We start from the raw sequence: 23,986 nt of genomic DNA, 5'->3' as shown, positions 1-23,986 counted from the left end.
CGCGGCGTGATTCGCCGGCTCGCCCGGCTCGTCCGGTCAACGTTCGGGTGGGGTGGTGTTTCTCGCGGCACGATTCGGCGGCTCGGCCGGCCCATTCGGTCGGCTCGGGGGAGCGTGCGGTGCTCTCGCGCAGCCCGACCCGGCCCGCCATTCGGTCGGTGCTTGGGGCGTGCGGTGCATTCGCCCGGCACGATTCTGCGGCTCGGCTAGGCCGTCGGGTCAGCGTTTGGGGCGGGCGGTGCTCTCGCGCAGTACTACTTCGCCGGCCAGGCGGATCGTCCTCGGGCGGCCGGCATTGCCGCCCTTGATCGCAAGGTCCATTGCCCGCTCGCCCAGCTCCTCCAGCGGGAGCCGCACCGTGGTGAGGGCCGGGGCGAGGTCGCGGACGACCGGGATGTCGTCGAAGCCCGCCAAGGAGACGTCGCCGGGGACGGACAGGCCCGCCTCGCGCAACGCCGTCATCGCGCCGATCGCCATCACGTCCGTGACGGCGAAGATGCAGGTGGGCAGCTTGCGCTTGCGGCCGGCGAGCAGCTGCTTGGTCGCCTCGTAACCGCCGTCGCGGGTGAACGCGCCCTCGACGACGTCGTCCTCGCGCAGGTCTATGCCGTGCGCGGCGAGGCCGTCGGAGAAGCCGGCGAGCCGGTCGATGACCGTGCTCAGCCGCCGCGGTCCGGCCAGCACGGCGAAGCGTTTGTGGCCGAGGCCGACGAGCGCCTTCGCCAGCTCGGCGGCGCCGCCCTTGTTGTCCGGCTGGACGGTGTCGATCTTGAGCCCGCGGTGGCGGCTGACCGCCGCGACCTGGCCGCCGCCCCGGCGGTAGGGCTCCAGCTCCGCGGCCATCGCGCGCTCCCACGCCCGGTCCTCGAACGCCGAGCCGATCAGCAGGATGGCCGCGGCCCGCTGCGCGCGCAGCGTCGAGACGTAGGCGACCTCGCGGTCCGGGTCGCGGAACGTGCCGGCCAGCATCACCAGCAGCCCGTTGTCCGTGGCCACCCGCATCACCCCGCCCGCGATGGCGGCGAAGTACGGGTCGCTGACGTCGTGGCAGATCACCCCGACCGTCCGGTGCGTGCCGCCGGCGAGGGCCTGCGCGTGGGCGTTCGGGGCGTAGGCCAGCTCCGCCGCCGCGGCCGAGACCCGCTCCCGCAGGTCGGCGCGGACGGACGCGGTGCCGTTGAGCACCCGCGACGCCGTCGCGAGCGAGACGTTCGCGCTGCGTGCCACGTCTTCGAGCGTCACGTGCGGCCGGGCCTTCATGGATCCTCCAAGATCGGTCTCGGGCGTGCGGCCCGCATACCCTGCTCGTCGGCCGTGCGGTGCCGGCGGCGTGGTGCCGGACCGGGGGCGACGGGAACGCAATCTACTGGGGAGGAGTGCGGGAACCGAGAGGGTAAGCCCGCTCCGGTTCGCCCAGGTGGTCCGGGTGGTGGTCACAGCCTCGACGCCGGCCGGAATTTACCCCGATCGAGTGAAGCGGGTCCGGGGAAGATTGACGGCGGCCCGGGTGTTGAACACCAGGAGAACCACGACGTGGTGAGTTCGCCACGCCCCGAAGATCACGAGAGGAACACCGCATGCTGTTCGGTGACGAGCACGTCCGCCGCTACGAGGAGACCGATGGAGAGGTCGGGCACGAGTGGCGGGACGGCGTCCCGACGCTGGTGCTGACCACCACCGGCCGCAAGACCGGCCAGGAGCGGAAGTTCGCCCTCATCTACCAGGAGGTGGAGGGCGACGCGGTGATCGTCGCCTCCAAGGGCGGCGCGCCGAACCACCCCGGCTGGTACTTCAACCTCCTCGAGCACCCCGAGGTCGGCGTGCAGGTGAAGGCCGACAAGTACCGGGCCCGCGCCCGCACCGCCTCCGGCGAGGAGCGCTCGAAGCTGTGGGACGCGCTCGCCGCCGTGTGGCCGGACTACAACGAGTACGCCAAGAAGACCGACCGCGAGATCCCCGTGGTGGTGCTCGAGCGGCTGTGATCTGCGCCGCGTTCCGGGCGTGACCGGGGCGATCCGGCCGGTCGTCGGCTACGAATTACGTCCATGACCGACCGCTGGACCGCCCTCGACCTCGAGGGTGAGCTGCTCACCCGACGCCAGATGATCGCCTACGGCCGGCGCTTCGCCCGCGCCGGCCGGGGCGCCTGGTACAGCTTCGCGATCGAGGTGGTCTGGCAGTTCCTCGTCCAGACCACCCGGTTCCGGGTGCGGGGCTCGGGGAACATCCCGAAGACCGGCGGGGTGCTGGTGGCCTCCAACCACCTGTCGTTCGCCGACCCGACGACGCTGACCGCGTTCTGCCTCGCCGCCGGCCGCGTGCCGCGATACCTGGCCAAAGCCTCTCTGTGGAACCTCCCGGTGGTCCGCTCGGTGATGCGTTCCGGTCGCCACATCCCGGTCTACCGCGGCGCCGCGACGGCGTCCGAGGCCTTCCGCGACGCGGTCGCGTCCGTGAAGGCCGGCGAGTGCGTCGCGATCTTCCCGGAGGCGACGTTCTCGAAGGACCCCGCCGGCTGGCCGATGCGCGGCAAGACCGGCGTCGCCCGGATCGCGCTGGAGACCGGCGCGCCGGTGATCCCGGTGGCCAACTGGGGGACACACCGCCTGCTGCCGGCCACCGCGTGGTTCCCCCGCGGCCTGCCGCGCAAGACCGTCGAGCTGGTCGCCGGGCCGCCGGTCGACCTGTCCGACCTCGCCGGCCGCGAGCTGACCCGCGCGGTGCTCGAGGAGGCGACGGCCCGCATCATGGCGGCGGTGACGGACCTGCTCGCGACGCTGCGCGGCGAGCGCCCGCCGATCGCCGCTTGAGGCCCGGGTCACCCCGCCCGGAGGGGCGCCGAAGGGTAGTTTCGGAAGCATGAGTGCACAACACTTCGATGTCGTCGTGCTGGGAGCCGGGGTAGGTGGCTACGTCGCGGCGATCCGGGCGTCCCAGCTGGGGCTGAGCGCCGCCGTGGTTGAGGAGAAGTACTGGGGTGGGGTCTGCCTGAACGTCGGGTGCATCCCGTCGAAGGCGCTGCTGCGCAACGCCGAACTGGCGCACGTGGTGACGCAGGAGGCGAAGGCGTTCGGCATCTCGTCCGACAGCCCGATCCGCGTCGACTACACGGCCGCCTACGAGCGGAGCCGCAAGGTCGCGGACGGGCGCGTCAAGGGCGTGCACTTCCTGATGAAGAAGAACAAGATCACCGAGTTCGACGGGCACGGCACGTTCGTCGACGACCACACCCTCGAGGTGAACGGCTCTCAGGTGACCTTCGACCACTGCGTCATCGCGACGGGCGCGACGACGAAGCTGCTGCCGGGCACCTCGCGCAGCTCGCGGGTCGTGACGTACGAAGAGCAGATCCTCTCCAGCGAGCTGCCGTCGAGCATCATCATCGCCGGGGCCGGCGCGATCGGCGTCGAGTTCGCCTACGTGCTGCACAACTACGGGGTTGACGTCACGATCGTCGAGTTCCTCGACCGGATGGTCCCGCTGGAGGACGCCGAGGTGTCGGCGGAGCTGGCCAAGCGGTACCGCAAGCTCGGCATCAAGGTGCTGACCTCGACCCGGGTCGAGTCGATCGACGAGTCGGACGCGTCGGTGCACGTGACGGTGTCGTCGGAGAAGGACGGCAAGCAGGTCCTCGAAGCGGACAAGGTCCTGCAGGCGATCGGCTTCCAGCCGCGGGTCGAGGGGTACGGCCTGGACAAGACGGGTGTCGCCCTGACCGACCGCGGCGCCATCGCCATCGACGGCCGAGGGCGCACCAACGTCGACCACATCTTCGCGATCGGCGACGTGACGGCGAAGCTGATGCTGGCGCACGCGTCCGAGTCGATGGGCGTGGTGGCGGCGGAGACGATCGCGGGCGCGGAGACGATGGAGCTCGACTTCCCGATGATCCCGCGCGCGACGTACTGCCAGCCGCAGATCGCGAGCTTCGGGTGGACCGAAGAGCAGGCGCGCGAGAAGGGCTACGACGTCAAGGTGGCGAAGTTTCCCTTCACCGCGAACGGCAAGGCGCAGGGCCTCGGCGACGCGGGTGGGTTCGTCAAGCTGATCAGCGACGCGAAGTACGGCGAGCTGATCGGCGGTCACCTCATCGGGCCGGACGTGACGGAGCTGCTGCCGGAGCTGACGCTGGCGCAGCAGTGGGACCTGACGGTGCACGAGGTTTCGCGCAACGTGCACGCGCACCCGACGCTGGGTGAAGCGGCGAAGGAAGCCCTGCACGGCCTCGCGGGGCACATGATCAACATGTAGTTCGCCGTCCGCCCTGGCCCGCTGTCGCGGGTCGGGGCGGACGGGGGTCTCGGCGGTGCGGTCGATCCGGGTCTGAGCCATGTCCCGCACGCTACGAACGGGCACCGACAGTTTCGGCGGGGGCGAAGGGCGGTGGACCTCGATCGGCCTCGAAAACTGTTGCGGCACAACGAAATACTCGATCAGGTGAAAGGTCTCGGACGGCCGGGTCGGCATCTCGCCGCCGGGTGCGTGACGCAGGCCGTATGAACGTCTTGACCTCCAGGTAGCTCGAAGTATCAAGCTGAGGGCCGACAACCGGATCCTGACGCTCGTCGAGCACGGGAAAGCCGCGGGGCTCGGCGTGCTCGTCTCGAAGTCCGGACGCTCTGCCGCGCGCGTCTCGCCGAGCTGGCCGCGCTGTACGCGAAGGGTGACTTGCGCTTCCTCGTGCGCCGCGCTTACCCGTTCACCGAGGCCGCCGCGGCCCACCGTGAAATCGAGACCGGGCACGGCCGGGGAAAAATCGTTCTCACGTTTCCTTGATCGTTCCACGATGTGGACGGCTGGACGTTCCCGACTTTGGTCGGTGGACCGGTGATCGGTCACTCCTTAGATTCTCCCCATTACACCCGGTCGGGTGTCATTCGGTCGAGCGGCCGAGTACCACAGGGAGAAATCGATGGTGAGATTCAGCCGGGTCACCGCGCACGCGGTTCCGCTGACGGTCGGCGCCTTGCTGTTGTCGACGGGGGTCGCCGTGGCCCAGCCGTCCACGGTGGACGCCGCGACCGCGCGCACCGAGGCGGGCATCAGCGCGCTGCAGAGCATCAAGAAGAGCCTGACCCCGGCCGAGCGCAAGCAATCGAGCCAACTGGTCGTCGAGAAGCGGTTGCGCGCCGACCACTCCCTGGCCGCGAAGCTGCCGGAATACCGCTCCGGCGTCGGCGTAAGCGGCGCCGGCACCGTCTCGGTCGACATCGCCACCCGCGACCAGGCCGTCGCGAACGCCGTCAAGGCGGCGGGCGGCACCGTCCGCTACGCCGCGCCGGACGCCGTCCGCGCCGAGCTGCCGCTGTCCGCTTTGGACGCGATCTCCGGCCGCGCCGACGTCACCGAGGTCAAGCCCGCCGCCCAGGCCACGACCTGGAGCGAGCCGGGCAACCGCGACCTGCGCCAGACGCTCGCCGCGCAGGCCGCCGCCGCGACGCAGGTGTCCGAAGGGGACAAAGCGCACGGCACCGACACCGCGCGCACCACCTACGGCGTCAGCGGCTCCGGCGTGAAGGTCTGCGTGCTCTCCGACGGCGTCGACTCGCTGGCGAAGTCCCAGACGGCAGGCGAGCTGCCGACCGTCGACGTCCTGTCCGGCCAGAAGGGCAGCGGCGACGAGGGCACCGCGATGCTCGAGATCGTCCACGACCTCGCGCCCAACGCCACCCTCGGCTTCGCGACGGCGTTCACCAGCGAAGCGAGCTTCGCCGCGAACATCCGCGCGCTGCGCACCACGAGCCACTGCCAGATCATCGTCGACGACGTCTCCTACTTCGACGAGTCGCCGTTCCAGGACACCCAGGTCGCGCAGGCCGTCAACGACGTCACCGCGGCCGGCGTCCTGTACTTCTCCTCGGCCGGCAACTCGGGCAACGCGACCGACGGCACCAGCGGCTACTACGAGGGCGACTTCCGTGCGTCCTCGACGAAGATCAGCGGCGTCACCGGCACCCCGCACGACTTCGACCCCAGCGCCACCACGCAGAACTTCGACGCGCTCTCGGCGGGCTCGCTCGGCAAGCCGGTGACGCTGTTCTGGTCCGACCCGTGGGGCCGCTCCGCCAACGACTACGACCTGTTCATCCTGAACTCCGCGGGCAGCGTCGTGGCCTCCAGCGAGAACGGCCAGTCCGGCTCGCAGAACCCGTACGAGATCGCGAACGTGCCGGCCACCGGCTCCGGCTACAAGGTCGCCGTGGTCAAGTACAGCGGCGCCGACCGCTTCATCGCGCTCAACGTGATCCGCGGCCGGTTCGTCGCCTCGGGCTCGCTCAAGGCGTTCAGCACCAACGGCGTCACCAACGGCCACTCGGCCGCGGCCAGCGCGTTCAGCGTGGCGGCGGCCCCGGCGGCGGGCGCGTTCACCCGGCCGCTGGAGACCGGCGACCCGGCGAACCCGGCCGGCCCGTACCCCGGCGTGTTCACCGCGTCGAGCAAGTGGGAGCGGTTCTCCTCCGACGGCAAGCGGCACCTGTTCTACAACGCCGACGGCACGGCGATCACCGCGGGCAACGTGTCCTCGACCGGCGGCACGACGCGCAACAAGCCGGACATCACGGCGGCCGACGGCGTCTCGACGTCGGTGACGGGCTTCCAGCCGTTCTTCGGGACGTCGGCGGCGGCCCCGCACGCGGCGGCCATCGCGGCGCTGCTCCTGTCGGGCAAGCCGACGGCGACCCCGGCGCAGATCCGCAGCGCGCTGGTGTCGAGCGCGATCGACCTGGGCACGCCCGGGTTCGACACGGTGACCGGCAACGGCCTGATCATGACGGGCCCGGCGCTCGCCGCGCTCGGGGTCCAGCCGAAGTAGTTCCTCCTCGCGAAGAGGGCCCGGCGGTCGCCGGGCCCTCTTTCGTTAGGGTCGGCGGCATGGCGAAGACGGCGGTGGTGACCGGGGCCGGATCGGGCATCGGGCGGGCGGTGGCGCGAGCGTTGCTCGACGAGGGCTTCGAGGTCGCGCTCGCCGGGCGGCGGGCCGACGCACTGGCCGAGACGGCGGAAGGGCGCGAAACCGCGCTCGTCGTGCCCACCGACGTCGCCGACGAAGACTCCGTCAAGGCCCTCTTCGACGCCGTCCGCGAGCGCTGGGGGCGGCTCGACCTGCTGGTCAACAACGCCGGGATCGGCGCGGCCGGTACTGTCGCCGACCTGTCCGTCGCGGACTGGAAACGGACCGTCGACGTCAACCTCACCGGGATGTTCCTCTGCGCCCAGCAGGCCGTGCTGCTGATGAAGGAGCAGGACCCGCGCGGCGGCCGGATCGTCAACAACGGCTCGATCTCCGCGCACGTGCCGCGGCCCGCGAGCGTCGCCTACACCGCCACCAAGCACGCCGTCACCGGCCTGACCCGGTCCATCTCGCTCGACGGCCGGGCCTGGAACGTCGCCTGCGGCCAGATCGACATCGGCAACGCGGCCACCGAGATGACCGAGCGGATGGCCGCCGGCATCCCGCAGGCCGACGGCCGGATCGTCGCCGAGCCGACGTTCGACGTCCGGCACGTCGCCGACGCGGTCGTCTACATGGCGGGGCTGCCGCTCGACACGAACGTCCAGTTCCTGACGATCACCGCGACGACGATGCCGTTCATCGGCCGCGGTTAGGGGATCACCCGCTCCGACATTCGAGTGAACTCCGAACCGGGCGGTCGACGGCCTGGCGGACCGGTTGGTAAACCGGAAATCCGCAAAACCCGAGCACAAGGGCAGAGCTGTGCCGACTCAATGGACGTTCGCCGCCGTTCTGGCGGTAGTTTTCGCTGCCGCGATGTTCCTCGCAAAACAATTTCTGGGCGAAGGCGTGAAACACCTCGGCCAGCGGTTTTGGCCGAAAGTGTTCCGCAGTCGCCGCCGTACGCTGGGAAAGCGTGACCTGAGCCGGTACGCCGACGGTGCCGAGGCGCACAACAACCACGCGCTCGGGTTCCTCGCCAACACCAAGGTGACAGTCAGCGACGTCTACGTCCCTCTGCAGCACGAGGTCGACGGGCGCCGTGAGGACATCTACGGCAGTATCCGCACGCAGGCCAGGATGGTCGTACTCGGTGCCGCCGGCGCCGGCAAGTCCATGCTGCTCAAGAACTCCATGGTGAAGTGGGCCAAGGAGCCGGACGCCTTCGACCGTGTCCCGATCTTCGTGGAGCTGTTCCGCCGGAACCGTGGTGAGGACTCCCTGTTCGACCTGGTCGCGGACGCGCTGAAGCGCGGCGGGGTGAAGAAACCGGAACGGTTCCTGGAGCGAGCGCTCGAAGACGGATTGTTGAGCGTGTTCTTCGACGGCTTCGATGAAATCGTGACGGACCGCCGAGTGGAAGTAACACAAGAGCTGAAGCAGTTCGCCGAGAAGTGGCCGGATTGCCAGATCATCGTCACCTGCCGCGACGCGGTCTATGATTTCGACCTGCGGCCGGATTTCGACCACGAGGTCCGGGTCGCCGGCTTCGACGACGCGGCCATCCGCCGGTTCCTGGGACTTTGGTTCAAGTCGAAGCAGCGGGACGACGCGCGGTACGAGGTCGAACAGATGATGGCCGGGCTCCGCGCGAGCCCGGCCATCATGCGGCTGGCCAGGACCCCGCTCCTGCTCACCATGATCGCGTCCCTGCACGACGCGGATCCCGGGCTGGGGCCGATGCTGCCGAGCTCGCGCACCGAGTTCTACGAAATGGCCGTGATGCACCTGCTCCGGCGCGATTCCCAGCTCGGCCGCAGCCGTGCACTCGCGACCTACAAGGCCGGTCACAAGCTGATGGCCTTGCGTGCCATCGCCGTGCAGGCGCAGGGAGCCGTGGCGCCGGGCACCGACCGGAGAACCCTGTCGGAAGGCGAGCTCCTGACGAACATCACGCGCGTGCTCGGCCGGTTCAACCTGGAGCCGACGCACGCCACCGCGATGCTCGAGGAGATCGTCGACCGTAGCGGCCTGCTGGTGAAAGTGGACGAAGGGAATCTGCTCTACGAGTTCCCACACCTGACGTTGCAGGAGTACCTGGCCGCGATGGAGCTGGCGGACAGCCCTGAACGGCTGCTGGAGCTCTACACCGGAAACCCGGCTCGCTGGCGCGAGACGGTGAAGCTGTGGTGCGGTGGCGCCAACCGTGACTGCACCGCGTTCGTCGAGCGGATCTTCGCCGGGGAAGAGCGTGGCAAGCTCTTGGCGCTCGAATGCCTGGCCGAGGCGCGGCAGATCGACGAAGGCCTGGCCGGCAAGGTGCTGGACCACTTCGAGGCCGCACTGGGCCGGGGTACGGACGCCGACCACCTCGTGGCGGCCGCACTCGGTACCGTCGCGGCCGATCCCGGCCCTCGGGGTGCGGCGCTGCTCGCGCGGCTTCGCCAGGCGGCGTCGAACCACGACGAGCTGGCGATGAGGGCGCTGGCGGCGTCGCGGCTGCGTGCGGCGGTCGAGACGCTCAGCGATCTGGCGAACGGGTCGCCCGCCGCACGGACGGCCCTCCGCTCGACCGGGGAGCTGGCGATCCCGGTGCTCGCCGAGCGAGCCAGGGCGGGCTCGCTGGATGCCGCGGACGACATCGCCGCCGTCGGGACGGCGTCGGCGGGCCTCGCCCTGGCCGAACTGCTCGGAGATGACAGGGGGGTCGCCGTCCGTGCCGCCTGGCACTTGGCGGTACTGGTGAACAACCCGGACATCGAGGAGGAGCTGTACCGCACCGAACCTGGGACGGTACCGGCGCCGCGGTACGACTGGCTGTGGTCGCCGTTCAACCAGGACGAGCCCGAAGCGATCAACCAGATCATGGGCCGGGTCGGCTACTTGATCGACAAGTTCGGTGCGGAGGCCATCCCGGCCTCGCTCGGCCGGATCGATCCGCGCCTCGCGATGCCGATCGGAGTGCGGGGGGCCACGCTGACCTTCGACGGGTCGAGGCTTGAACAGCTCGACTCGCAGATCGTGAAATTCGCGCGTTCTCCCCGTCCTGCGGTACCGGACCGCCGCAGAATCATCACCTTGTCCGACATCGGCTACGCGGAACAACCGGATGAGGCCCGGCGGGACGCGAACCTCGTGTTCGAAGGCGCTGGTGTCCCAGCGCTTTACCGGAACCTGCTCGACACTTTGCCCGTCCCTGTCCTGATCGCCATCGCCGGAAGGCTCAGCGGACCTGGGCTACGGGCCGACACCGCCCATTGGGAGACGGTGAACGAGAATCCACGTGAGCCGAGCATCGTCCGGCCCTTGGCGTGGGCAACTTTGACGACGTTGGTGCTGGGCTCGTATCTGGTCGGCGTGGCCAGGGCGGCGGGCACCGCGTTCGGCTGGTGGCAGGGGGGCCCACTGTGGCTCGGCTGGACCACCGCGATCGCTGCCGTGGCGGCCGTGCTCAGTTTCGGGACATTCATTCTTTCCTCCGAGTTCGACCGGGTCGAGAGGGTGGTCGTCGCGGTCTCGCCCAACGGCGATGCTGATGATCTGACCATGTGGGCGACGACGGGCTGTTTCGTCGTGTCGGCTCCGGGGGCTGGAGTGTTTTCGCTATCGGCTTTCGCCGGCTGGCTCGGTTACTCGATGGCCCTTTCGGCAGTGATCGCCTGGACGGCGGTGACCGTCGTCCTTCACTGGGTCCGGTACAGGAGACAACGCGAAATCGACAACCCGTTCCGGGAACTGCGGAAACTGGACGAGAGCTTGATGCGCGTCCGGTCGACGGTGATTTCCGGCCGCGACGTCAACTGCTAGGGATCACCCGCGCTTTGCGGAACTCGTCGAAGAGCCGGTAGAACATCTGCTCGGTCTCGACGTAGGTGTGGAAGCCCGCGCGGCGCGCCTTCGATGTGTCGGCGAACACGTCGTAGTCCCAGCCGAACACGAAGTCGCCGAACGCCCAGGAGGCCGAGACGTCCGCGTAGGACGCCGTGAGGCCGTGCTTCGCCGCCATCGACGTCCACAGTGGACCCTTGTCGGCCATCACGTCGGACAGCGACATCCGCAGCGGGGGCGCGACGTCGAGGTCGAAGTAGGCGGCCAGCTTCGGCCAGAGCTCGCGCCAGCGGAACAGGTCGCCGTTCGCGATGTTGAACGCGCCGCGCTGCCCGGTCGCCCAGACCGTCGCGCCGGCCAGGAGATCCGCGTCCGTCATCTCCAGGAGGCTGTCGTACGTGCCGGGCTTGCCCGGGAACCGCAGCGGCAGGCCGAGTTCCTTCGAGATCGACGCGTAGACCGCGATCACCAGCGCCAGGTTCATCGGGTTGCCCAGCGCGGTGCCGCCGACCACCGACGGCCGGATCGCCGACCACGTCCAGGGCCCCTGCCGCCGTTCCAGGACCTGCTGCTGGTCGACGTTGAACTCCGGCGGCATGTGCCCGGCGTCGGACTCGCGGGCCGGCGTCTTGAACGGGCCGAGGTGCGCGCCGTAGACCTTGTAGCCCTGCATCAGGCTCACGTGCTCGAGGGTGGCCGGCGTCAGGGCGTCGACGAGGTTGGTCAGCATCGCCACGTTCGGTGCGACCAGCTCGGCCCACGTCGGTTTGTCCTGGTAGGCCGCGTAGAACAGGTGGGTCGTGGCGGTGAGCGGCCCGACCTTCGCCTGGGTGTCGGCCGGGTCGAGCAGGTCGACGGCGACGTTCCCGGGCCCGCCGCGCCGCGACAGGCCGACGACGTCCCAGCCGCCGACGGCCCGCAGGTGCTCGATCAGGTTCCGGCCGATGATCCCGTTGGCCCCCGCGACCAGGGCTGTCTTCGTTTCCATGACATCCAGGCTGGTCCGGCGAGCGAGATAAGTCCAAGGCTTAGTTGTCAGCTCAGCGATAAGATTTGGTCATGACGAGTCTCCGGCAGCTCGAATACCTGGTCACGGTGGTCGACACCGGGTCGTTCACGCGCGCGGCCGAGCAGCTGCACGTCACGCAGCCCGCGTTGTCGCACCAGATGCGCGCGCTGGAGCAGGGCCTCGGCGGCCCGCTGCTCGAACGGCTGCCGCGCGCCGTCCGGCTGACGCCGATGGGCCGGGCGATGCTGCCGCACGCGCGGGCGGCGCTGGCCGACGCCGAACGAGCCCGCTGCGCCGCGCGGCTCGCGTCCGGCACGACGGCGGGAGAACTGCAGGTCGCGACGGTGTACTCGGTGAGCCTCGGCGTGCTGCCGCCCGCGTTGCGCGTGTGGCGGCGCGACCGGCCCGACGTCGACGTCCGGCTGATCGAGTTCCGGCACGCCGACGAGCTGCGGGACGCGATGGCCGCGGGCGAGGCCGACGTCGCGCTCGGGCCGATCCCGTCGGCCTGGTCGGGGCCGGTGCGGCCGCTGGGGGTCGAGGAGTTCGTCGTCGTGCTGCCCGCCGACGGCGCTGCGGAGGACGACCCGGCCGGGGTGGTCGACCTGGCCACGCTCGCCGGCTGCGCGTGGGTGCACTACGCGCCGGGCAACGGCCTGGCCGAGCTGGTCGACGCGGCCTGCGCGGCGGCGGGGTTCCGCCCGCGCGCGGCGGTCCGCACCGAGCAGACGGCCGCCGCCCCGATCCTCGCGGCGGCCGGCCTCGGTCCCGCACTGGTCCCGGCGAACGTCCTCCCGGCGCGGTTCGACGGCCGGGTGCTGCGCCCGTCAGTGCCGGTGCGGCGGACGCTCGCCGCGTACACCCGGGCGGCGCCGGATCCGCTGACGGCGGCGTTCATCGAAACCCTGGTCGCGCACGCGACCGTTTAGCCGAGCCGGAGAACGACAAATCCGGCGGAACAGACGTGATTTTCACCGTCGGAAATTTTCGCCATTCACTCCTTCGTGTTGATGTTTCCGAGGTGTGAGAGATCCGGTCTAGCTTGGCGTAATTGCCCGTGCAATTGTTCAAGTGGAGAACTGGATGAGTAGACGTAGTGGTTGGCTTTTCACTGTTTTCTGCGTCGTTATCGCGATTGTTGCCGGAATGACGTCCGCGACGGCGAGCGTCGGCAACACCCGTACGGATCCGCCCAGCACGACCGAACTCGCCGGTGGAAACTGGCTGGGTGGCGCCGGAGTCGACGTCTATTCGAATGGCTCCGCCGCGACGAACGACTACGGGCGTCACTACACGGCCGGGGTTTACGACGGCGAGATGTGGCAGTGCGTCGAACTGGTGAACCGTCTCTACCTGACCCGGGGGTGGATCGCGTCGACGTGGTTCGGAAACGGGAACCAGCTCTACGCGAACGCGCCCGCCGGGCTGGATCGGCAGCCGAACGGCTCCGTTTCCTATCTCAATCCCGGTGACGTGATCACGTTCGACGACGGCGGGTACGGGCACGCCGGCGTGATTGCCACGGTGTCCGGGGGCAGCGTCCAAATCGTCAACCAGAACACTCCGGCGGTGTGGAGCTCCGCGACTTGGAGTGGCGGCACCCTCACGATGGCCGGTTGGCAGGGCTACCGCGTGCAGGGGATCGTCCACGCGCCCGTCCAGCGGGCCGGAAGCACCCCACCGAGGCTTGGGGTGCTCACCAACGACGGGCACATGCTGGTCAAGGAAGGTGACCTTCGTGCGGGCTGGGTGGACGAGGCCTCCGGCATCGCCGCCGGCGTGCTGAGCGGCAATCGTGTCGGTGTGCTGAACACCGCGGGTGTCTTCTCGGTGAAGGAGGGTGATCTCCGTGCGGGTTGGGTGGATGAGTTCAGTGGTGTGACAGCCGGCTATCTGTCGGGCAACCGCCTTGGCGTGTTGACCGCCGACGGTCATTTCCTGGTGAAGGAGGGTGATCTTCGAGCGGGTTGGGTGGATGAACTCAGTGGTGTGACAGCCGGCTATCTGTCGGGCAACCGCCTCGGTGTGCTGACGGCCGACGGTCACTTCCTGGTGAAGGAGGGCGATCTTCGTGCGGCCTGGGTGGACGAGGCGTCCGGCATCACCGCCGGTGTCCTGAACGGCAACCGTGTCGGTGTGCTGAACACCGCCGGTGTTTTCTCCGTCAAGGAAGGCGATCTTCGTGCGGGCTGGGTGGACGAAGCGTCCGGCATCACCGCCGGTGTCCTCAGCGGCAACCGTGTCGGTGTGCTGAACACCGCCGGCGTCTTCTCCGTCAAGGAAGGTGACCTTCGCGCGGGCTGGGTGGACGAGGCCTCCGGCATCACCGACGGCGTCCTGAACGGCAACCGTGTTGGTGTCCTGAACACCGCGGGCACCTTCTCCGTAAAGGAAGGGGACCTCCGCTCCGGCTGGGTGGACGAGCTCGTCAACGTCCGGCGCGGCTACTTGCCGAACGACTGAAACCCGGGAGCGGCACCCGCGGGTGCCGCTCCCGGCCGTACGGCTCAGTCGCCGAGCCGGTCGTGCCACGGGTGCGCGGTCCCGAGCGCGTCCGCGAGCCAGCGGCGCTGGGCGCGGTCCAGGACCGGCAGGACGGCGGCGAAGTCCTGCTCGTCCTTCGGGCGGGGCCGAGCGGATTTGTAGAACAACTGCACTTCCGGCACCAGATAAGGGATCCCCGCCGCCGAGTGCGTACCCAGGTCGGCGAGCGCGCGGCGCACGGTGGGTCTCGGCGGGAGACCCAGTCGTCGCCTTCGGACTCGTCGAGCATGACCTGGATTCGCCACGGCTGCGCCGGACCGGGGCGGCACCAGATGTCGTGGACCGCGGACGGCAGGGTTTCGCCGGGCAGCCACGGACGCAGGGTGCCGGGCGGGTCCGCCGCCCAGCACTCCCACGACGGCAGTGCCTCCTGGACCGCCGCCTGGTCGCGCCGGAGCAGGAGGACGTCGATGTCGTCGTGCGCGCGGAAAGCGTGGCCCACCGCGAGTTCGATCGCGTGGCCGCCCGCTGTCCACCACGGGGTTCGGATCCGCGAGAACAGGGTGACCACTTCGGACAGTGGCGCCGGGTCCCAGGTCACGACGTCGTGATCGCGGCCAGCGCCGGGCCGGTGAACGGCGCCGTCGTGACGTTGTGGATGCGGTCGTTCCAGACCGCGTGGCCGTGGCCCGACCACAGCGGAGCCACCGGGAGGTCGCGCAGCAGCTGGTTCTCCGCCAGCCGGTACAGCTGGCCCGCCTCGTCGGCTGTGGCCGCGGCGTCGGCGAGGGTGAGGTTCTGGCGGAACACCTCGTCCGTGTAGCCCGACGCCTCGGCCAAGGCCGACAGCAGCTCGTACGGGCTCGGTGTCGCCAGCTTGACGTCCAGTGTGGACGGTCCGTCGAGCGGTCCGGCCGGCCGCGCTTGCGCCGTCACCGAGACGTCCAGGGCCTTGTGCAGGCCGACCACCAGGGTGCGGGTCCACCCTTCGGCACCTGGTCCGAAGTAGACGGTCGCGCCGCCGGGGAAGGACGTCTGCTTCAGCAGCGCCTTGCCGGCCGCCGCGTCGAAGCTGCACGGGCGGCACGTGCCCGTGCGCTCGCCCGGCGCGTCCGCCGGAGGTAGCAGGGCCTTGGCCGGGTCGACCTGGTGGGCCAGCGGACCGGCTTCCAGGGCCGCGCGGTCGACGCCGAGTGCGAAGCCGTGGCGGACCGTCGCGTCGGTGAACTTCGGGTCGGTCACCGGGAACGCGAGGTAACCGGCTTGCGGCAGCGCCCACGTCGCGTGCCGGTCGCCGAACTCGTGCATGGCGTCGTGCTTCTCGCCGGGGACCTCGGTGGCGAGGTCGAGCGTGCCCGCCTCGACCGCGTCGTACTGGGCGGCCGGCTCGCCGACGCGCAGCTCGATCGTCGCGGCGCCGCCTTCGCCGACGCGTTTCAGCGTCCCGCCCGAGCCGGGCCGCCACGGCCCGTCGAGCCGGTACGGACCGTTGCCGACCGGCGCCTTCGCGAAGCCGTTCCAGTCGTGGGAGGCGAGTACCGACGCGGGCAGCGGCACCAGGCCTGGTGCCGACAGCAACGCCGGGACCTGGCCGGACGGGCGGTCGAGCGTCAGGGTGAGGACGAGTCCCGACGCCTTGATCTCCTGAGCGCGCAATAGCTTCGTCAGCACGGGCGAAGCCATCCAGTGCTCGGCGGCGATCGCCCACCAAGTGTCCACATAGGACTGCGCGGTGACCGGGGTGCCGTCGTGGAACGTCGCGGGCCGCAGCTTCACCGTCCAGTGCACCCGGTCGGTGCTCTCGATCGACTCGGCCGCGCGCGGCTTGACCTTCCCGGTGGCCGCGTCGTAGTCGGCGAGCGGGGTCCACAGCGCGGCGGTCACCAGCCGGCCCGCCTGGTCGGAGAGGTCGGCCGGCAGCAGTGTCGCGGGCTCCCGGAGGCCGACGGACAGGACGCCGGAGGCCGGGGCGGGGTCGGAGCACCCCGTGACGGCGAGGGCCAGGACGGCCAGCAGGGCGAGCAAGCGCATGGGCCAGTCCTACCAGTCGGAAGGCAACCAAAGGCGGTTGTGTCCGGTTGATCTCCGTCGTACGGTTCGGGTGATCACGCCCTTTGGGAGGTTTTGTGCGCACCTGGCTACGGTCGTGCTTCGCCGCCGTCACCGTCAGTGCCACGCTGGTCGCGACCGGGTTGCCGGCCGCCGCCTGCGGCGAGGACGACAAACCCGCGGTCCCGGCCACGCGGACGGCGGGTGATCCGGGGGCGATCAAGAACGTCAAGTCCGTCGGCAACGTGCCCGACGCCGCCGGCGCCATCTCGATCAACTTCCTCGACTACGGCCGCCGCGACGTCATGGTCGTCTCCGGCGAGTTCGGCCTGAAGGTCTACGACCTGACGAAGAACCCGGCCGCGCCGAAGCTGGTCGGGCAGGTCAGCCTGCCGGGGCTGTGGGAGACCGAGGACACCGAGGTCGACCCGGACCGCAAGCTGGTGTTCCTCTCCCGCGACCCGCGCGCGTTCGGCGGCACCACGCAGACCGGCGAGTCCGGCATCTACGTCGTCGACGTCGCCAAGCCCGAGGCGCCGAAGATCATCAGCTACGTGCAGGCGCCCGCCGGGCACACCACCAGCTGCGTCGACGGCTGCCGCTTCCTGTGGACGGGCGGCCCGTCGAAGGCCGCCGACCAGCCGGCCGAGTGGGGCGGGCGGCCGATCTGGGTCACCGACATCCGCGACCCGAAGCACCCGAAGGTCGACCCGCAGCCGATCGAGCTGGCCCGCAACGACGGCAAGACCGACTACGTGCACGACGTCCAAGTGGACGACAACGGCGTGGCCTGGGTGTCCGGCCGCGGCGGCGTGCGCGGCTACTGGACTTCCGGCGTGCACCGCGACCCGCTGACGAACAAGATCCGCCGCGCGACGGCGCACGAGCCGATCCCGTACGCCGGTGGCGGCATCGCCGAGACGGCGGCGCCGTCGCGGTTCATGCACAACAGCTTCCACCCGGCCGGGCACCGGGTCGGCGACGGCGCCTGGCGCGGCCAGGACCTGATCTACGCGACGGAGGAGAACTTCGTCGACGGCTGCGCGGGCGACGGCGTGCTCACGATCTCGTCGCTGGCCGGTTCCTACCACGGCGAAGGCTGGCGTTCGACGCCCGAGCAGCCCTTCCGGCTGCAGAGCGTCGGCACCTGGGGCGTCAACGGCCAGGAGGGCAGTGACCCGGCGTCCGACGACTGCTCCGCGCACTACTTCGACGTCCGCGGCAAGGTCCTCGTGCAGTCGTTCTACTCGCAGGGCACGCGGTTCCTGGATGTGAGCGACCCGACGAACCCGCGGCAGATCGCGTACTACCGCCCGGCGGACGCGAGCGCGTGGGCGCCGTACTGGCACGGGAAGTACGTGTACGTCGCGGACAACGCGCGCGGTGTGGACGTGCTGCAGCTGACGAAGTAGCCCCACCGAAGCAGGCCACCGAAGTCCGTGAAGGCCTCCTTGCCGGCTCTTATGGCCGGGAAGGAGGCCTTCACGGCTTTCAGGAGGTGCGGAGCCAGACCGCGGTGTCGGTCGGCAGGGAGCCGTCCACCGGGCCGCTCGCCAGCAGGACCTCGCCCGCCGGCAGGGGTACCGGAGCAGCCGAGAAGTTCAGCGCGAACGTGAAGCCCGGCTCGCGCGTGAACGCCAGCACGCCGTCACCCAGTGACAGCCACTCCAGCGTGCCCGCGCCGAGGGCCGCCTGCTCTTCGCGGATGCGCAGGCCGTCGCGGTAGAGGCTCAGCATCGACGTCGGGTCCGTGGCCTCGGCGGCCGCCGTGAACGACGACCACTCCGCGGGCTGCGGGAGCCACGCGTCCCCGGAACCGAAGCCGAACGGCGGCTCGGAGCCCGACCACGGGATCGGGACGCGGCAGCCGTCGCGGCCTGGGTCGGTGCCGTTCGTGCGGGCCCACACCGGGTCCTGGCGCAGGTCGTCGGGGATGTCGCGGATCTCCCAGAGCCCCAGCTCCTCACCCTGGTAGACGTACAGCCCGCCCGGCAGCGCGAGCGTCAGCAGCGCCGCCGCGCGGGCCCGGCGGGTGCCCAGCTCCCGGTCCACCGGCAGCTCGTGCAGCCGGTTCGCGAAGCTGAAGCCCGTGTCGCCCTGCCGGCCGTAGCGCGTGACGTGCCTGGTGACGTCGTGGTTCGACAGCACCCACGCGGCCGGCGCGCCGACCTCGTCGTGCGCCCGGATCGTGCGGGTGATGACGTCGTGGAAACGCGCGGCGTCCCACGGGCAGACCAGGAAGTCGAAGTTGAACGCCGAGTGCAGCTCGTCGCGGCGCAGGTAGCGCGCCGCGCGGGACATGTCCGGCAGCCACATCTCGCCGACCAGCACGCGCTCGCCCGCGTAGCTGTCGGCGATCTTGCGCCACGACCGGTAGATCTCGTGCAGGCCCTCCATGTCGGAGAACGGCGTCTCGTCGCCGTCTTCGACGTCCGGCAGCCGCGGGTCCTTGACCAGCCCGTCGGCGACGTCGATGCGGAAGCCGTCGACCCCGCGGTCGAACCAGAACCGCAGCACGTCCTCGAACTCCTGGCGGATGTCCGGGTTCTCCCAGTTGAAGTCCGGCTGGCGCGAGCTGTAGAGGTGCAGGAACCACTCGCCGTCCGGCACGCGCGTCCACGCGGGCCCGCCGAAGCGCGACTTCCAGTTGTTGGGCGGCTCCGCGCCGTCCGGGCCGCGGCCGGGCCGGAACCAGAACCGCTGCCGCTCCGGCGAACCCGGGCCCGCGGCGAGCGCGGCCTGGAACCACCGGTGCTCGTCCGAGCAGTGGTTGGGCACGATGTCGATGATCACCCGGATGTTCCGGGCGTGGGCCTCGGCGAGCAGCTCCTCCGCTTCGGCGAGCGTGCCGAACAGCGGCTCGATGTCGCGGAAGTCGGCGACGTCGTAACCGCCGTCGTCCATCGGCGAGGGGTACCAGGGGGTGAACCAGATCGCGTCGATCCCCAGCTCGGCCAGGTGGTCCAGGCGCGAACGGACGCCGGCGAGGTCGCCGATGCCGTCGCCGTTGCCGTCCGCGAAGCTGCGGATGTAGACCTGGTAGATCGCCGCGCTACGCCACCAGCCGGTCTTGTCGGTCACGGAAGTGCCCTCCTAGTAGTCGTGGAAACCCCGGGCGCGGCTTCAGCCCTTGACGGCGCCGGCGGTCAGCCCGGCGAGGATCTGCCGCTGGAACGCCAGGAACAGCGCCACCATCGGCAGGCTGGCCAGCACCATCCCGGCGACGAGCACGTTGAGCGGCATGTCGATCGCCACCCGTTGCAGCATCACCGAGAGGGTCTGCTTTTCGGTGTCCGGGAACACCAGCAGCGGCCAGATGAAGTCCTTCCACGCGGTGACCACCGCGAGGATCGACACCACGGCCAGGATCGGCCGCGAGATCGGCAGGATGATCCGCCACAGCGTGCGCACCGGCCCGGCGCCGTCGATGCGCGCCGCTTCGATCAGCTCGTCCGGGATCTGGTCGAAGAACCGCTTCAGCAGGTAGATGTTGAACGCGTTCGCCGCCGCGGGCAGCCAGACCGCGGTCGGCGAGTTGATCAGGTTGAGGTGCAGCAGCGGCAGGTCCGTCACCGTCACGTACGTCGGCACCAGCAGGGCCGTGGCCGGCAGCATCAGCGTGGCCAGCATCAGGCCCAGCACGACGTTGCCGAACTTCGGGCGCAGCTTCGACAGCGCGAACGCGGCCGGCACATCGATGGCCAGCTGCGCCAGCCACGCGCCACCGGCGACGATCAGCGTGTTGAGGAAGTACTTGCCCAGGCTCAGCTGGTCCCACGCCTCGCCGAACGTCTCCGGGTGCCAGTCGCGCGGGATGAGCGTCGCCGGCGTCTGCGCCAGCTCCTGCGGTGACTTCATCGCCCCGGTGATCACCCAGTACAGCGGGAACATGAAAGCCAGGATGAACACCGCGAGCGTGCAGGCGAAGATCACGGCGTAGACGGCCTTGCCGCGGCGGCTGCGCAACGCGCCGGGGGAGACGAGGGTTCTCATGACTGGTCCGCCTTCCGCGTCAGCCGGACGTACCACGCCGAGAACACGCCCAGCGCGATGAACAGCAGCAGGCTCATCGCACTCGCCGAGCCGAAGTCGTTGTAGACGAAGGCGTACCGGTAGAGCAGCAGGAGCACGGTGACCGTCGAGTCGTCCGGCCCGCCGCCGGTCATCACGTACGGCTCGGTGAACACCTGCATCGTCGCGACGATCTGCAGCAGCAGGAGCACCAGCAGCACGAACCGGGTCTGCGGGAACGTGACGTGCCGCAGCCGCTGCCACATCCCGGCGCCGTCGAGCTCCGCGGCTTCGTACAGCTCACCGGGGATCGTGCCGAGCGCGGCCAGGTAGATCAGCGTGGTGCTGCCCATGTTGGCCCAGGTGGAGACGAAGACCAGCGACAGCATCGCGGTGGTGGAGGAGTCGAGCCACTGGCCGCCGGGCAGGCCCACCGCGCCGAGCGCGGAGTTGAACAGGCCGGGACCCGGGTCGTAGAACCACTTCCACATCAACGCGGTGACGACCGGCGGCAGCATCACCGGCAGGTACACCGCGAGCCGGAAGAACGCCTTGGCGTGCCGGATCTCGTTCAGCAGCACCGCGGTGAGGAACGGGACGGCGAACCCGAAGACCAGCGCGAGCCCGGTGAACAGGAGCGTGTTGCGCCAGGCGACGCCGAACAGCGGGTCGTCGAACAGGCGGCTGAAGTTGTCGAACCCGACCCACGTCGGCGCGTTGACGAAGTCGACCTGCTGGAAGCTCAGCAGCACGCCCCGCACGATCGGGTACCAGGAGAACATCGCGAACACCAGCAGCGCGGCGCAGAGCAGGCCGTACGCGGTGAGGTTCTCCTTCAGCTTGCGGCGCAACCGGACGCGGCGGCGCTCGGCCGGGGACGCGGCCGGGCGCCTGGCCCGCGACGAAGACGTCGCGGGCCAGGCGAGGAGGCTACTTGACCTGGGCGAGGACACTGTTGACCTTCGACGAAGCGGACGACAGCTGCTGGTCGATGTTCGCGTTCTGGTCCGTGAGCACCGCCTGCATGACGCTGTCGAGGGCGGCGTACACCTGTTGCGCGTTGGGCGGCTCGATGCTGCCCTTGATCTTGCTGGTCGTGTCCACGTAGGACTGGTAGTTCGTGGCCGGGACGTTGGCGAACTTGGCCTTCAGGGTCAGCTGCTGGTCACGCACCGCGCCCTGCCAGACGTCCGGGGTCGGCTCGGCGGGCAGGCCGACCGGCTGCTTGCCGTCGACGTACTGCTGGATGTGCTTCTCGAAGCGGTCCGGGTTGAGGTACTTCCACTGGATCCACTCGAGGCCGGCCTTGATCTTCTCCGGCGACGCCTTCGGGTTCAGCATGTAGCCTTCGCCGCCGAGCAGGGTGCCCTGCCCGCCGGGCATGCCCGCGACGCCGTAGTCCTCGTACTTGCCGTTGAACTGCTTGACCAGCACCGGGATGTTGTCCGGCGCGGCCATGTACATGCCGAGCTGGCCGGCGCCCATCATCCGCTGCACGTCCGTCGCTTCCAGCAGCTGCTTGGCGCCCATGGAGTTGTCGGTCCAGCGCATGTCGTGCAGGTACTGCAGGGCCTGCTTGCCCTTCTCGTTGTCGAAGTCGGCGACCCACTTGTCGCCGTCCTTGCGGGCGATGTCGCCGCCCACCGAGTAGAGCCAGCTGGTCATGTGCCAGCCGCCCTGGTTGTTCTTGCTGTAGTCGGCGTACCCGACGGTGCCGTTGCCCAGCGCGGAGATCTTCTTCGCGTCTTCGCGGACCTCGTCCCAGGTCGTCGGCGGCTTGTTCGGGTCGAGCCCGGCCTTCTGGAACAGCGGGCGGCTGTAGACCAGGCCCATCGTGTAGTTCATCGTCGGCAGGCCGTAGAGCTTGCCGCTCGCGTCACGGAAGTTGTCCAGCAGTTCCGGCTTGAGGTCGCCGATGTGCGGGACGCTCTTCGACGCTTCCGTGATGTCCGCGGCTTGATGCCGCGTGATGATCTGCGCCGGGTCGGTGAAGTAGACGTAGTAGACGTCTTCGAGCTGGCCGCCGGCGAGCTTCGCGGAGAACGTCTTCGGGTCCATGAACCCCTCGTGGGGCTCGATCTGGATGTTCGGGTGGGATGCCTCGAACTCCTTGACGTCGGCGTCGAAGACACCGCGCTCGAACGGCTGGCTGGTGGGCGGCTGGCCGGTGACCGTGATCTTCACCTTGCCCCCGGGCGCGGCGGCGTTGCCGTCGTCGCCGCAGGCGGCCACCCCCAGTGCGAGGCCACCTGCGGCCAGCAGGCAGAACATCCGGCGGGGCAAGGATCGGGACCAGGGACTGCTCATCTCAAGCCTCTTCTCGGGTCGCGACGGCTGTCACGTGATTGCGGTCACTCTAAAGTGTGAGACCGGATCGACGCAATAAGCCGACGAGACTTTGCAAGTTACGAACAGGCTGCGAACGTGCTGGCGAAGAGATCGGGTTGAGTGGGTACCCCCGAACGCCCCAATGTGGCGTTGGGTGCGCTGGACGCACCGAACGCCACATTGGGTGCGTTGGATGCACCCAACGCCACATTGGGGCGCTTAAGGGGTCGCGAGAACGCAAAACGGGCCGTGGCCTCGGGGAAGAGACCACGGCCCGTGGGCGTGAGTGCCGGGTTACGCGATGCGGCGGGCCGTCGAGCCGCGCACCACGAGTTCTGGCGCGAACAGCAGCTCCTCGGCCGCCACCTCGCCGCCGTTGATGCGCTTGACCAGCAGCTCGACCACCGCGCGGCCCATCGCCTCGATCGGCTGGCGGGTGGTCGTCAGGGGCGGGTCGGTGCAGTTCATCAGGGCCGAGTCGTCGTAGCCGACCACCGAGACGTCGTCGGGCACCGACAGACCCTGCCGGCGGGCCGCGCGGACCGCGCCCAGGGCCAGCAGGTCGCTCGCGCACAACACCGCGGTCGCGCCGCGCGGGTAGAGCCGGGCCGCCGCCGCGTGGCCGCCTTCGATGGAGAACATCCCGTGCTCGACCAGCTCGTCGAGCACCGGCAGGCCGAGCTTCGCCGCGTACGCCTGGAACGCCTCCAGCTTGCGCTTCGACGGCACGTGGTCGGTCGGCCCGAGCACCAGCCCGATCTTCTCGTGCCCGAGCGAGCTGAGGTGCCCGACGACCTGCTCGACGGCGACCGCGTCGTCGCACGACACCTGGGGCAGGCCGAGGTGGTCGACGGCCGCGTTGATCAGCACCGTCGGGAGCCGCCGCTCGACCAGGTGGTGGTAGTGCGAGTGCACCGCGTCGGACTGCGCGTAGAGCCCGCCGGCGAACACGACGCCCGACACCTGCTGCTGCAGGAGCAGCTCGACGTACTCCGCCTCCGACACCCCGCCCGCCGTCCGGGTGCAGAGGACGGGGGTGAAGCCCTGCTGCGCGAGCGCGTTGCCCATGATCTCGGCCAGCGCCGGGAAGATCGGGTTCTGCAGTTCGGGGAGCACGAGCCCGACGAGGCGGGCGCGCTCGCCGCGCAGCTGGGTGGGCCGCTCGTAACCCATTACGTCGAGCGCGGTGAGCACGGCGGCGCGGGTGCTGGCGGACACCCCCGACCGCCCGTTGAGCACCCGGCTGACCGTGGCTTCACTGACCCCGACCTGGCGGGCGACTTCGGCAAGACGACGCGTCATGAGTGAAACTTTACAGCAACTGCGCGCAAAAGTAAGACAAGCCCGTCCCGGTGTCAGGAGCCGGGACGGGCTTGTCGTCA

18 protein-coding genes and 2 pseudogenes are annotated in these 23,986 nt (G+C 69.9%); 10 read left to right on the top strand and 10 right to left on the bottom strand.

What is annotated here, in order from left to right; all coding sequences use genetic code 11:
• Positions 1-219: 219 nt before the first annotated feature.
• A complete protein-coding gene (locus ACLJQZ_RS45880) occupies positions 220-1,260 on the bottom strand; it encodes a LacI family DNA-binding transcriptional regulator (RefSeq protein ID WP_410627761.1) in 1,041 nt (346 codons plus the stop codon).
• 317 nt (positions 1,261-1,577) lie between these two features.
• Between ACLJQZ_RS45880 and ACLJQZ_RS45875 the strand changes: the two genes are divergently transcribed.
• The 7 genes and pseudogenes from ACLJQZ_RS45875 (at position 1,578) to ACLJQZ_RS45845 (ending at position 10,702) form a co-directional block, all read left to right on the top strand.
• Complete coding sequence (locus ACLJQZ_RS45875; protein WP_410627760.1) at positions 1,578-1,982, top strand: nitroreductase family deazaflavin-dependent oxidoreductase; 405 nt, start codon at positions 1,578-1,580, stop codon at positions 1,980-1,982.
• Between the two features lie 63 nt (positions 1,983-2,045).
• Positions 2,046-2,810, top strand: coding sequence for a lysophospholipid acyltransferase family protein (locus ACLJQZ_RS45870; protein ID WP_410627758.1), 765 nt, complete (start codon positions 2,046-2,048; stop codon positions 2,808-2,810).
• A gap of 49 nt (positions 2,811-2,859) precedes the next feature.
• Positions 2,860-4,251 carry a dihydrolipoyl dehydrogenase gene (lpdA, locus tag ACLJQZ_RS45865; RefSeq protein WP_410627756.1) on the top strand — a complete coding sequence of 464 codons (1,392 nt, stop codon included), beginning with the start codon at positions 2,860-2,862 and terminating at the stop codon, positions 4,249-4,251.
• A gap of 381 nt (positions 4,252-4,632) precedes the next feature.
• Positions 4,633-4,776 (top strand): annotated as a pseudogene (locus ACLJQZ_RS45860) (zinc-binding dehydrogenase); the annotation flags it as partial.
• 136 nt (positions 4,777-4,912) lie between these two features.
• Entirely contained in the window at positions 4,913-6,814 is a 1,902-nt protein-coding gene (locus ACLJQZ_RS45855) for a S8 family serine peptidase (protein WP_410627754.1), read from the top strand.
• Between the two features lie 59 nt (positions 6,815-6,873).
• The gene (locus ACLJQZ_RS45850) at positions 6,874-7,608 is read left to right on the top strand and encodes an SDR family oxidoreductase (protein ID WP_410627753.1); all 735 of its coding nucleotides are present in this window, start codon (positions 6,874-6,876) and stop codon (positions 7,606-7,608) included.
• A 109-nt stretch (positions 7,609-7,717) separates the two neighbouring features.
• Entirely contained in the window at positions 7,718-10,702 is a 2,985-nt protein-coding gene (locus ACLJQZ_RS45845; RefSeq protein WP_410627751.1) for an NACHT domain-containing protein, read from the top strand.
• Here ACLJQZ_RS45845 and ACLJQZ_RS45840 read toward each other — a convergent pair.
• Positions 10,692-11,711, bottom strand: a complete 1,020-nt coding sequence (locus ACLJQZ_RS45840) for an SDR family oxidoreductase (protein ID WP_410627749.1) — start codon at positions 11,709-11,711, stop codon at positions 10,692-10,694. The two genes, ACLJQZ_RS45845 and ACLJQZ_RS45840, sit on opposite strands and share 11 nt — an antisense overlap.
• 71 nt (positions 11,712-11,782) lie before the next feature.
• On the opposite strand from ACLJQZ_RS45840, the gene ACLJQZ_RS45835 reads away from it, so the two are divergent.
• Both ACLJQZ_RS45835 and ACLJQZ_RS45830 read left to right on the top strand, forming a co-directional pair.
• Positions 11,783-12,661 (top strand): LysR family transcriptional regulator, encoded by an 879-nt coding sequence (locus ACLJQZ_RS45835; RefSeq protein WP_410627747.1) that lies wholly within the window; start codon positions 11,783-11,785, stop codon positions 12,659-12,661.
• A 142-nt stretch (positions 12,662-12,803) separates the two neighbouring features.
• Complete coding sequence (locus ACLJQZ_RS45830) at positions 12,804-14,195, top strand: hypothetical protein (RefSeq protein ID WP_410627745.1); 1,392 nt, start codon at positions 12,804-12,806, stop codon at positions 14,193-14,195.
• Between the two features lie 44 nt (positions 14,196-14,239).
• Here ACLJQZ_RS45830 and ACLJQZ_RS45825 read toward each other — a convergent pair whose 3' ends face one another.
• The 3 genes and pseudogenes from ACLJQZ_RS45825 to ACLJQZ_RS45815 form a co-directional block, all read right to left on the bottom strand.
• A complete protein-coding gene (locus tag ACLJQZ_RS45825) occupies positions 14,240-14,455 on the bottom strand; it encodes a hypothetical protein (RefSeq protein ID WP_410627783.1) in 216 nt (71 codons plus the stop codon).
• A gap of 239 nt (positions 14,456-14,694) precedes the next feature.
• Positions 14,695-14,787 (bottom strand): annotated as a pseudogene (locus tag ACLJQZ_RS45820) (amino acid transporter); the annotation flags it as partial.
• Positions 14,788-14,813: 26 nt separating this feature from the next.
• Positions 14,814-16,247 (bottom strand): ABC transporter substrate-binding protein, encoded by a 1,434-nt coding sequence (locus ACLJQZ_RS45815; RefSeq protein ID WP_410627744.1) that lies wholly within the window; start codon positions 16,245-16,247, stop codon positions 14,814-14,816.
• 95 nt (positions 16,248-16,342) lie between these two features.
• Here ACLJQZ_RS45815 and ACLJQZ_RS45810 point away from each other — a divergent pair, with 95 nt between their 5' ends.
• Entirely contained in the window at positions 16,343-17,677 is a 1,335-nt protein-coding gene (locus tag ACLJQZ_RS45810) for an LVIVD repeat-containing protein (protein ID WP_410627742.1), read from the top strand.
• A gap of 79 nt (positions 17,678-17,756) precedes the next feature.
• On the opposite strand, the gene ACLJQZ_RS45805 is transcribed toward ACLJQZ_RS45810, so the two are convergent.
• The 5 genes from ACLJQZ_RS45805 to ACLJQZ_RS45785 all read right to left on the bottom strand — a co-directional run bounded on the left by ACLJQZ_RS45805 (position 17,757) and on the right by ACLJQZ_RS45785 (position 23,906).
• Positions 17,757-19,346 carry a glycoside hydrolase family 13 protein gene (locus tag ACLJQZ_RS45805; protein ID WP_410627740.1) on the bottom strand — a complete coding sequence of 530 codons (1,590 nt, stop codon included), beginning with the start codon at positions 19,344-19,346 and terminating at the stop codon, positions 17,757-17,759.
• 42 nt (positions 19,347-19,388) lie between these two features.
• Positions 19,389-20,258 (bottom strand): carbohydrate ABC transporter permease, encoded by an 870-nt coding sequence (locus ACLJQZ_RS45800; protein WP_247055650.1) that lies wholly within the window; start codon positions 20,256-20,258, stop codon positions 19,389-19,391.
• Complete coding sequence (locus ACLJQZ_RS45795; protein WP_247055648.1) at positions 20,255-21,229, bottom strand: carbohydrate ABC transporter permease; 975 nt, start codon at positions 21,227-21,229, stop codon at positions 20,255-20,257. Before ACLJQZ_RS45795 ends, ACLJQZ_RS45800 begins: the two co-directional genes overlap by 4 nt.
• Positions 21,207-22,583 (bottom strand): ABC transporter substrate-binding protein, encoded by a 1,377-nt coding sequence (locus ACLJQZ_RS45790; RefSeq protein ID WP_410627738.1) that lies wholly within the window; start codon positions 22,581-22,583, stop codon positions 21,207-21,209. Before ACLJQZ_RS45790 ends, ACLJQZ_RS45795 begins: the two co-directional genes overlap by 23 nt.
• A gap of 315 nt (positions 22,584-22,898) precedes the next feature.
• Positions 22,899-23,906 carry a LacI family DNA-binding transcriptional regulator gene (locus tag ACLJQZ_RS45785; protein WP_247055644.1) on the bottom strand — a complete coding sequence of 336 codons (1,008 nt, stop codon included), beginning with the start codon at positions 23,904-23,906 and terminating at the stop codon, positions 22,899-22,901.
• Between the last annotated feature and the right edge of the window lie 80 nt (positions 23,907-23,986).

The sequence above is a fragment of the Amycolatopsis sp. cmx-8-4 genome, from assembly GCF_046548675.1.
Classification (GTDB): Bacteria; Actinomycetota; Actinomycetes; order Mycobacteriales; family Pseudonocardiaceae; genus Amycolatopsis.
This window is presented reverse-complemented; position numbering and strand designations above follow the sequence as displayed.

Bases quoted from the DNA above. Each gene is read 5' to 3' on its own strand.
- ACLJQZ_RS45850 (WP_410627753.1), top strand. From the start codon at position 6,874: ATGGCGAAGACGGCGGTGGTGACCGGGGCCGGATCGGGCATCGGGCGG.
- ACLJQZ_RS45870 (WP_410627758.1), top strand. From the start codon at position 2,046: ATGACCGACCGCTGGACCGCCCTCGACCTCGAGGGTGAGCTGCTCACC.
- ACLJQZ_RS45815 (WP_410627744.1), bottom strand. From the start codon at position 16,247: ATGCGCTTGCTCGCCCTGCTGGCCGTCCTGGCCCTCGCCGTCACGGGG.
- ACLJQZ_RS45790 (WP_410627738.1), bottom strand. From the start codon at position 22,583: ATGAGCAGTCCCTGGTCCCGATCCTTGCCCCGCCGGATGTTCTGCCTG.
- ACLJQZ_RS45785 (WP_247055644.1), bottom strand. From the start codon at position 23,906: ATGACGCGTCGTCTTGCCGAAGTCGCCCGCCAGGTCGGGGTCAGTGAA.
- ACLJQZ_RS45855 (WP_410627754.1), top strand. From the start codon at position 4,913: ATGGTGAGATTCAGCCGGGTCACCGCGCACGCGGTTCCGCTGACGGTC.
- lpdA (WP_410627756.1), top strand. From the start codon at position 2,860: ATGAGTGCACAACACTTCGATGTCGTCGTGCTGGGAGCCGGGGTAGGT.
- ACLJQZ_RS45835 (WP_410627747.1), top strand. From the start codon at position 11,783: ATGACGAGTCTCCGGCAGCTCGAATACCTGGTCACGGTGGTCGACACC.
- ACLJQZ_RS45840 (WP_410627749.1), bottom strand. From the start codon at position 11,711: ATGGAAACGAAGACAGCCCTGGTCGCGGGGGCCAACGGGATCATCGGC.
- ACLJQZ_RS45875 (WP_410627760.1), top strand. From the start codon at position 1,578: ATGCTGTTCGGTGACGAGCACGTCCGCCGCTACGAGGAGACCGATGGA.
- ACLJQZ_RS45880 (WP_410627761.1), bottom strand. From the start codon at position 1,260: ATGAAGGCCCGGCCGCACGTGACGCTCGAAGACGTGGCACGCAGCGCG.
- ACLJQZ_RS45800 (WP_247055650.1), bottom strand. From the start codon at position 20,258: ATGAGAACCCTCGTCTCCCCCGGCGCGTTGCGCAGCCGCCGCGGCAAG.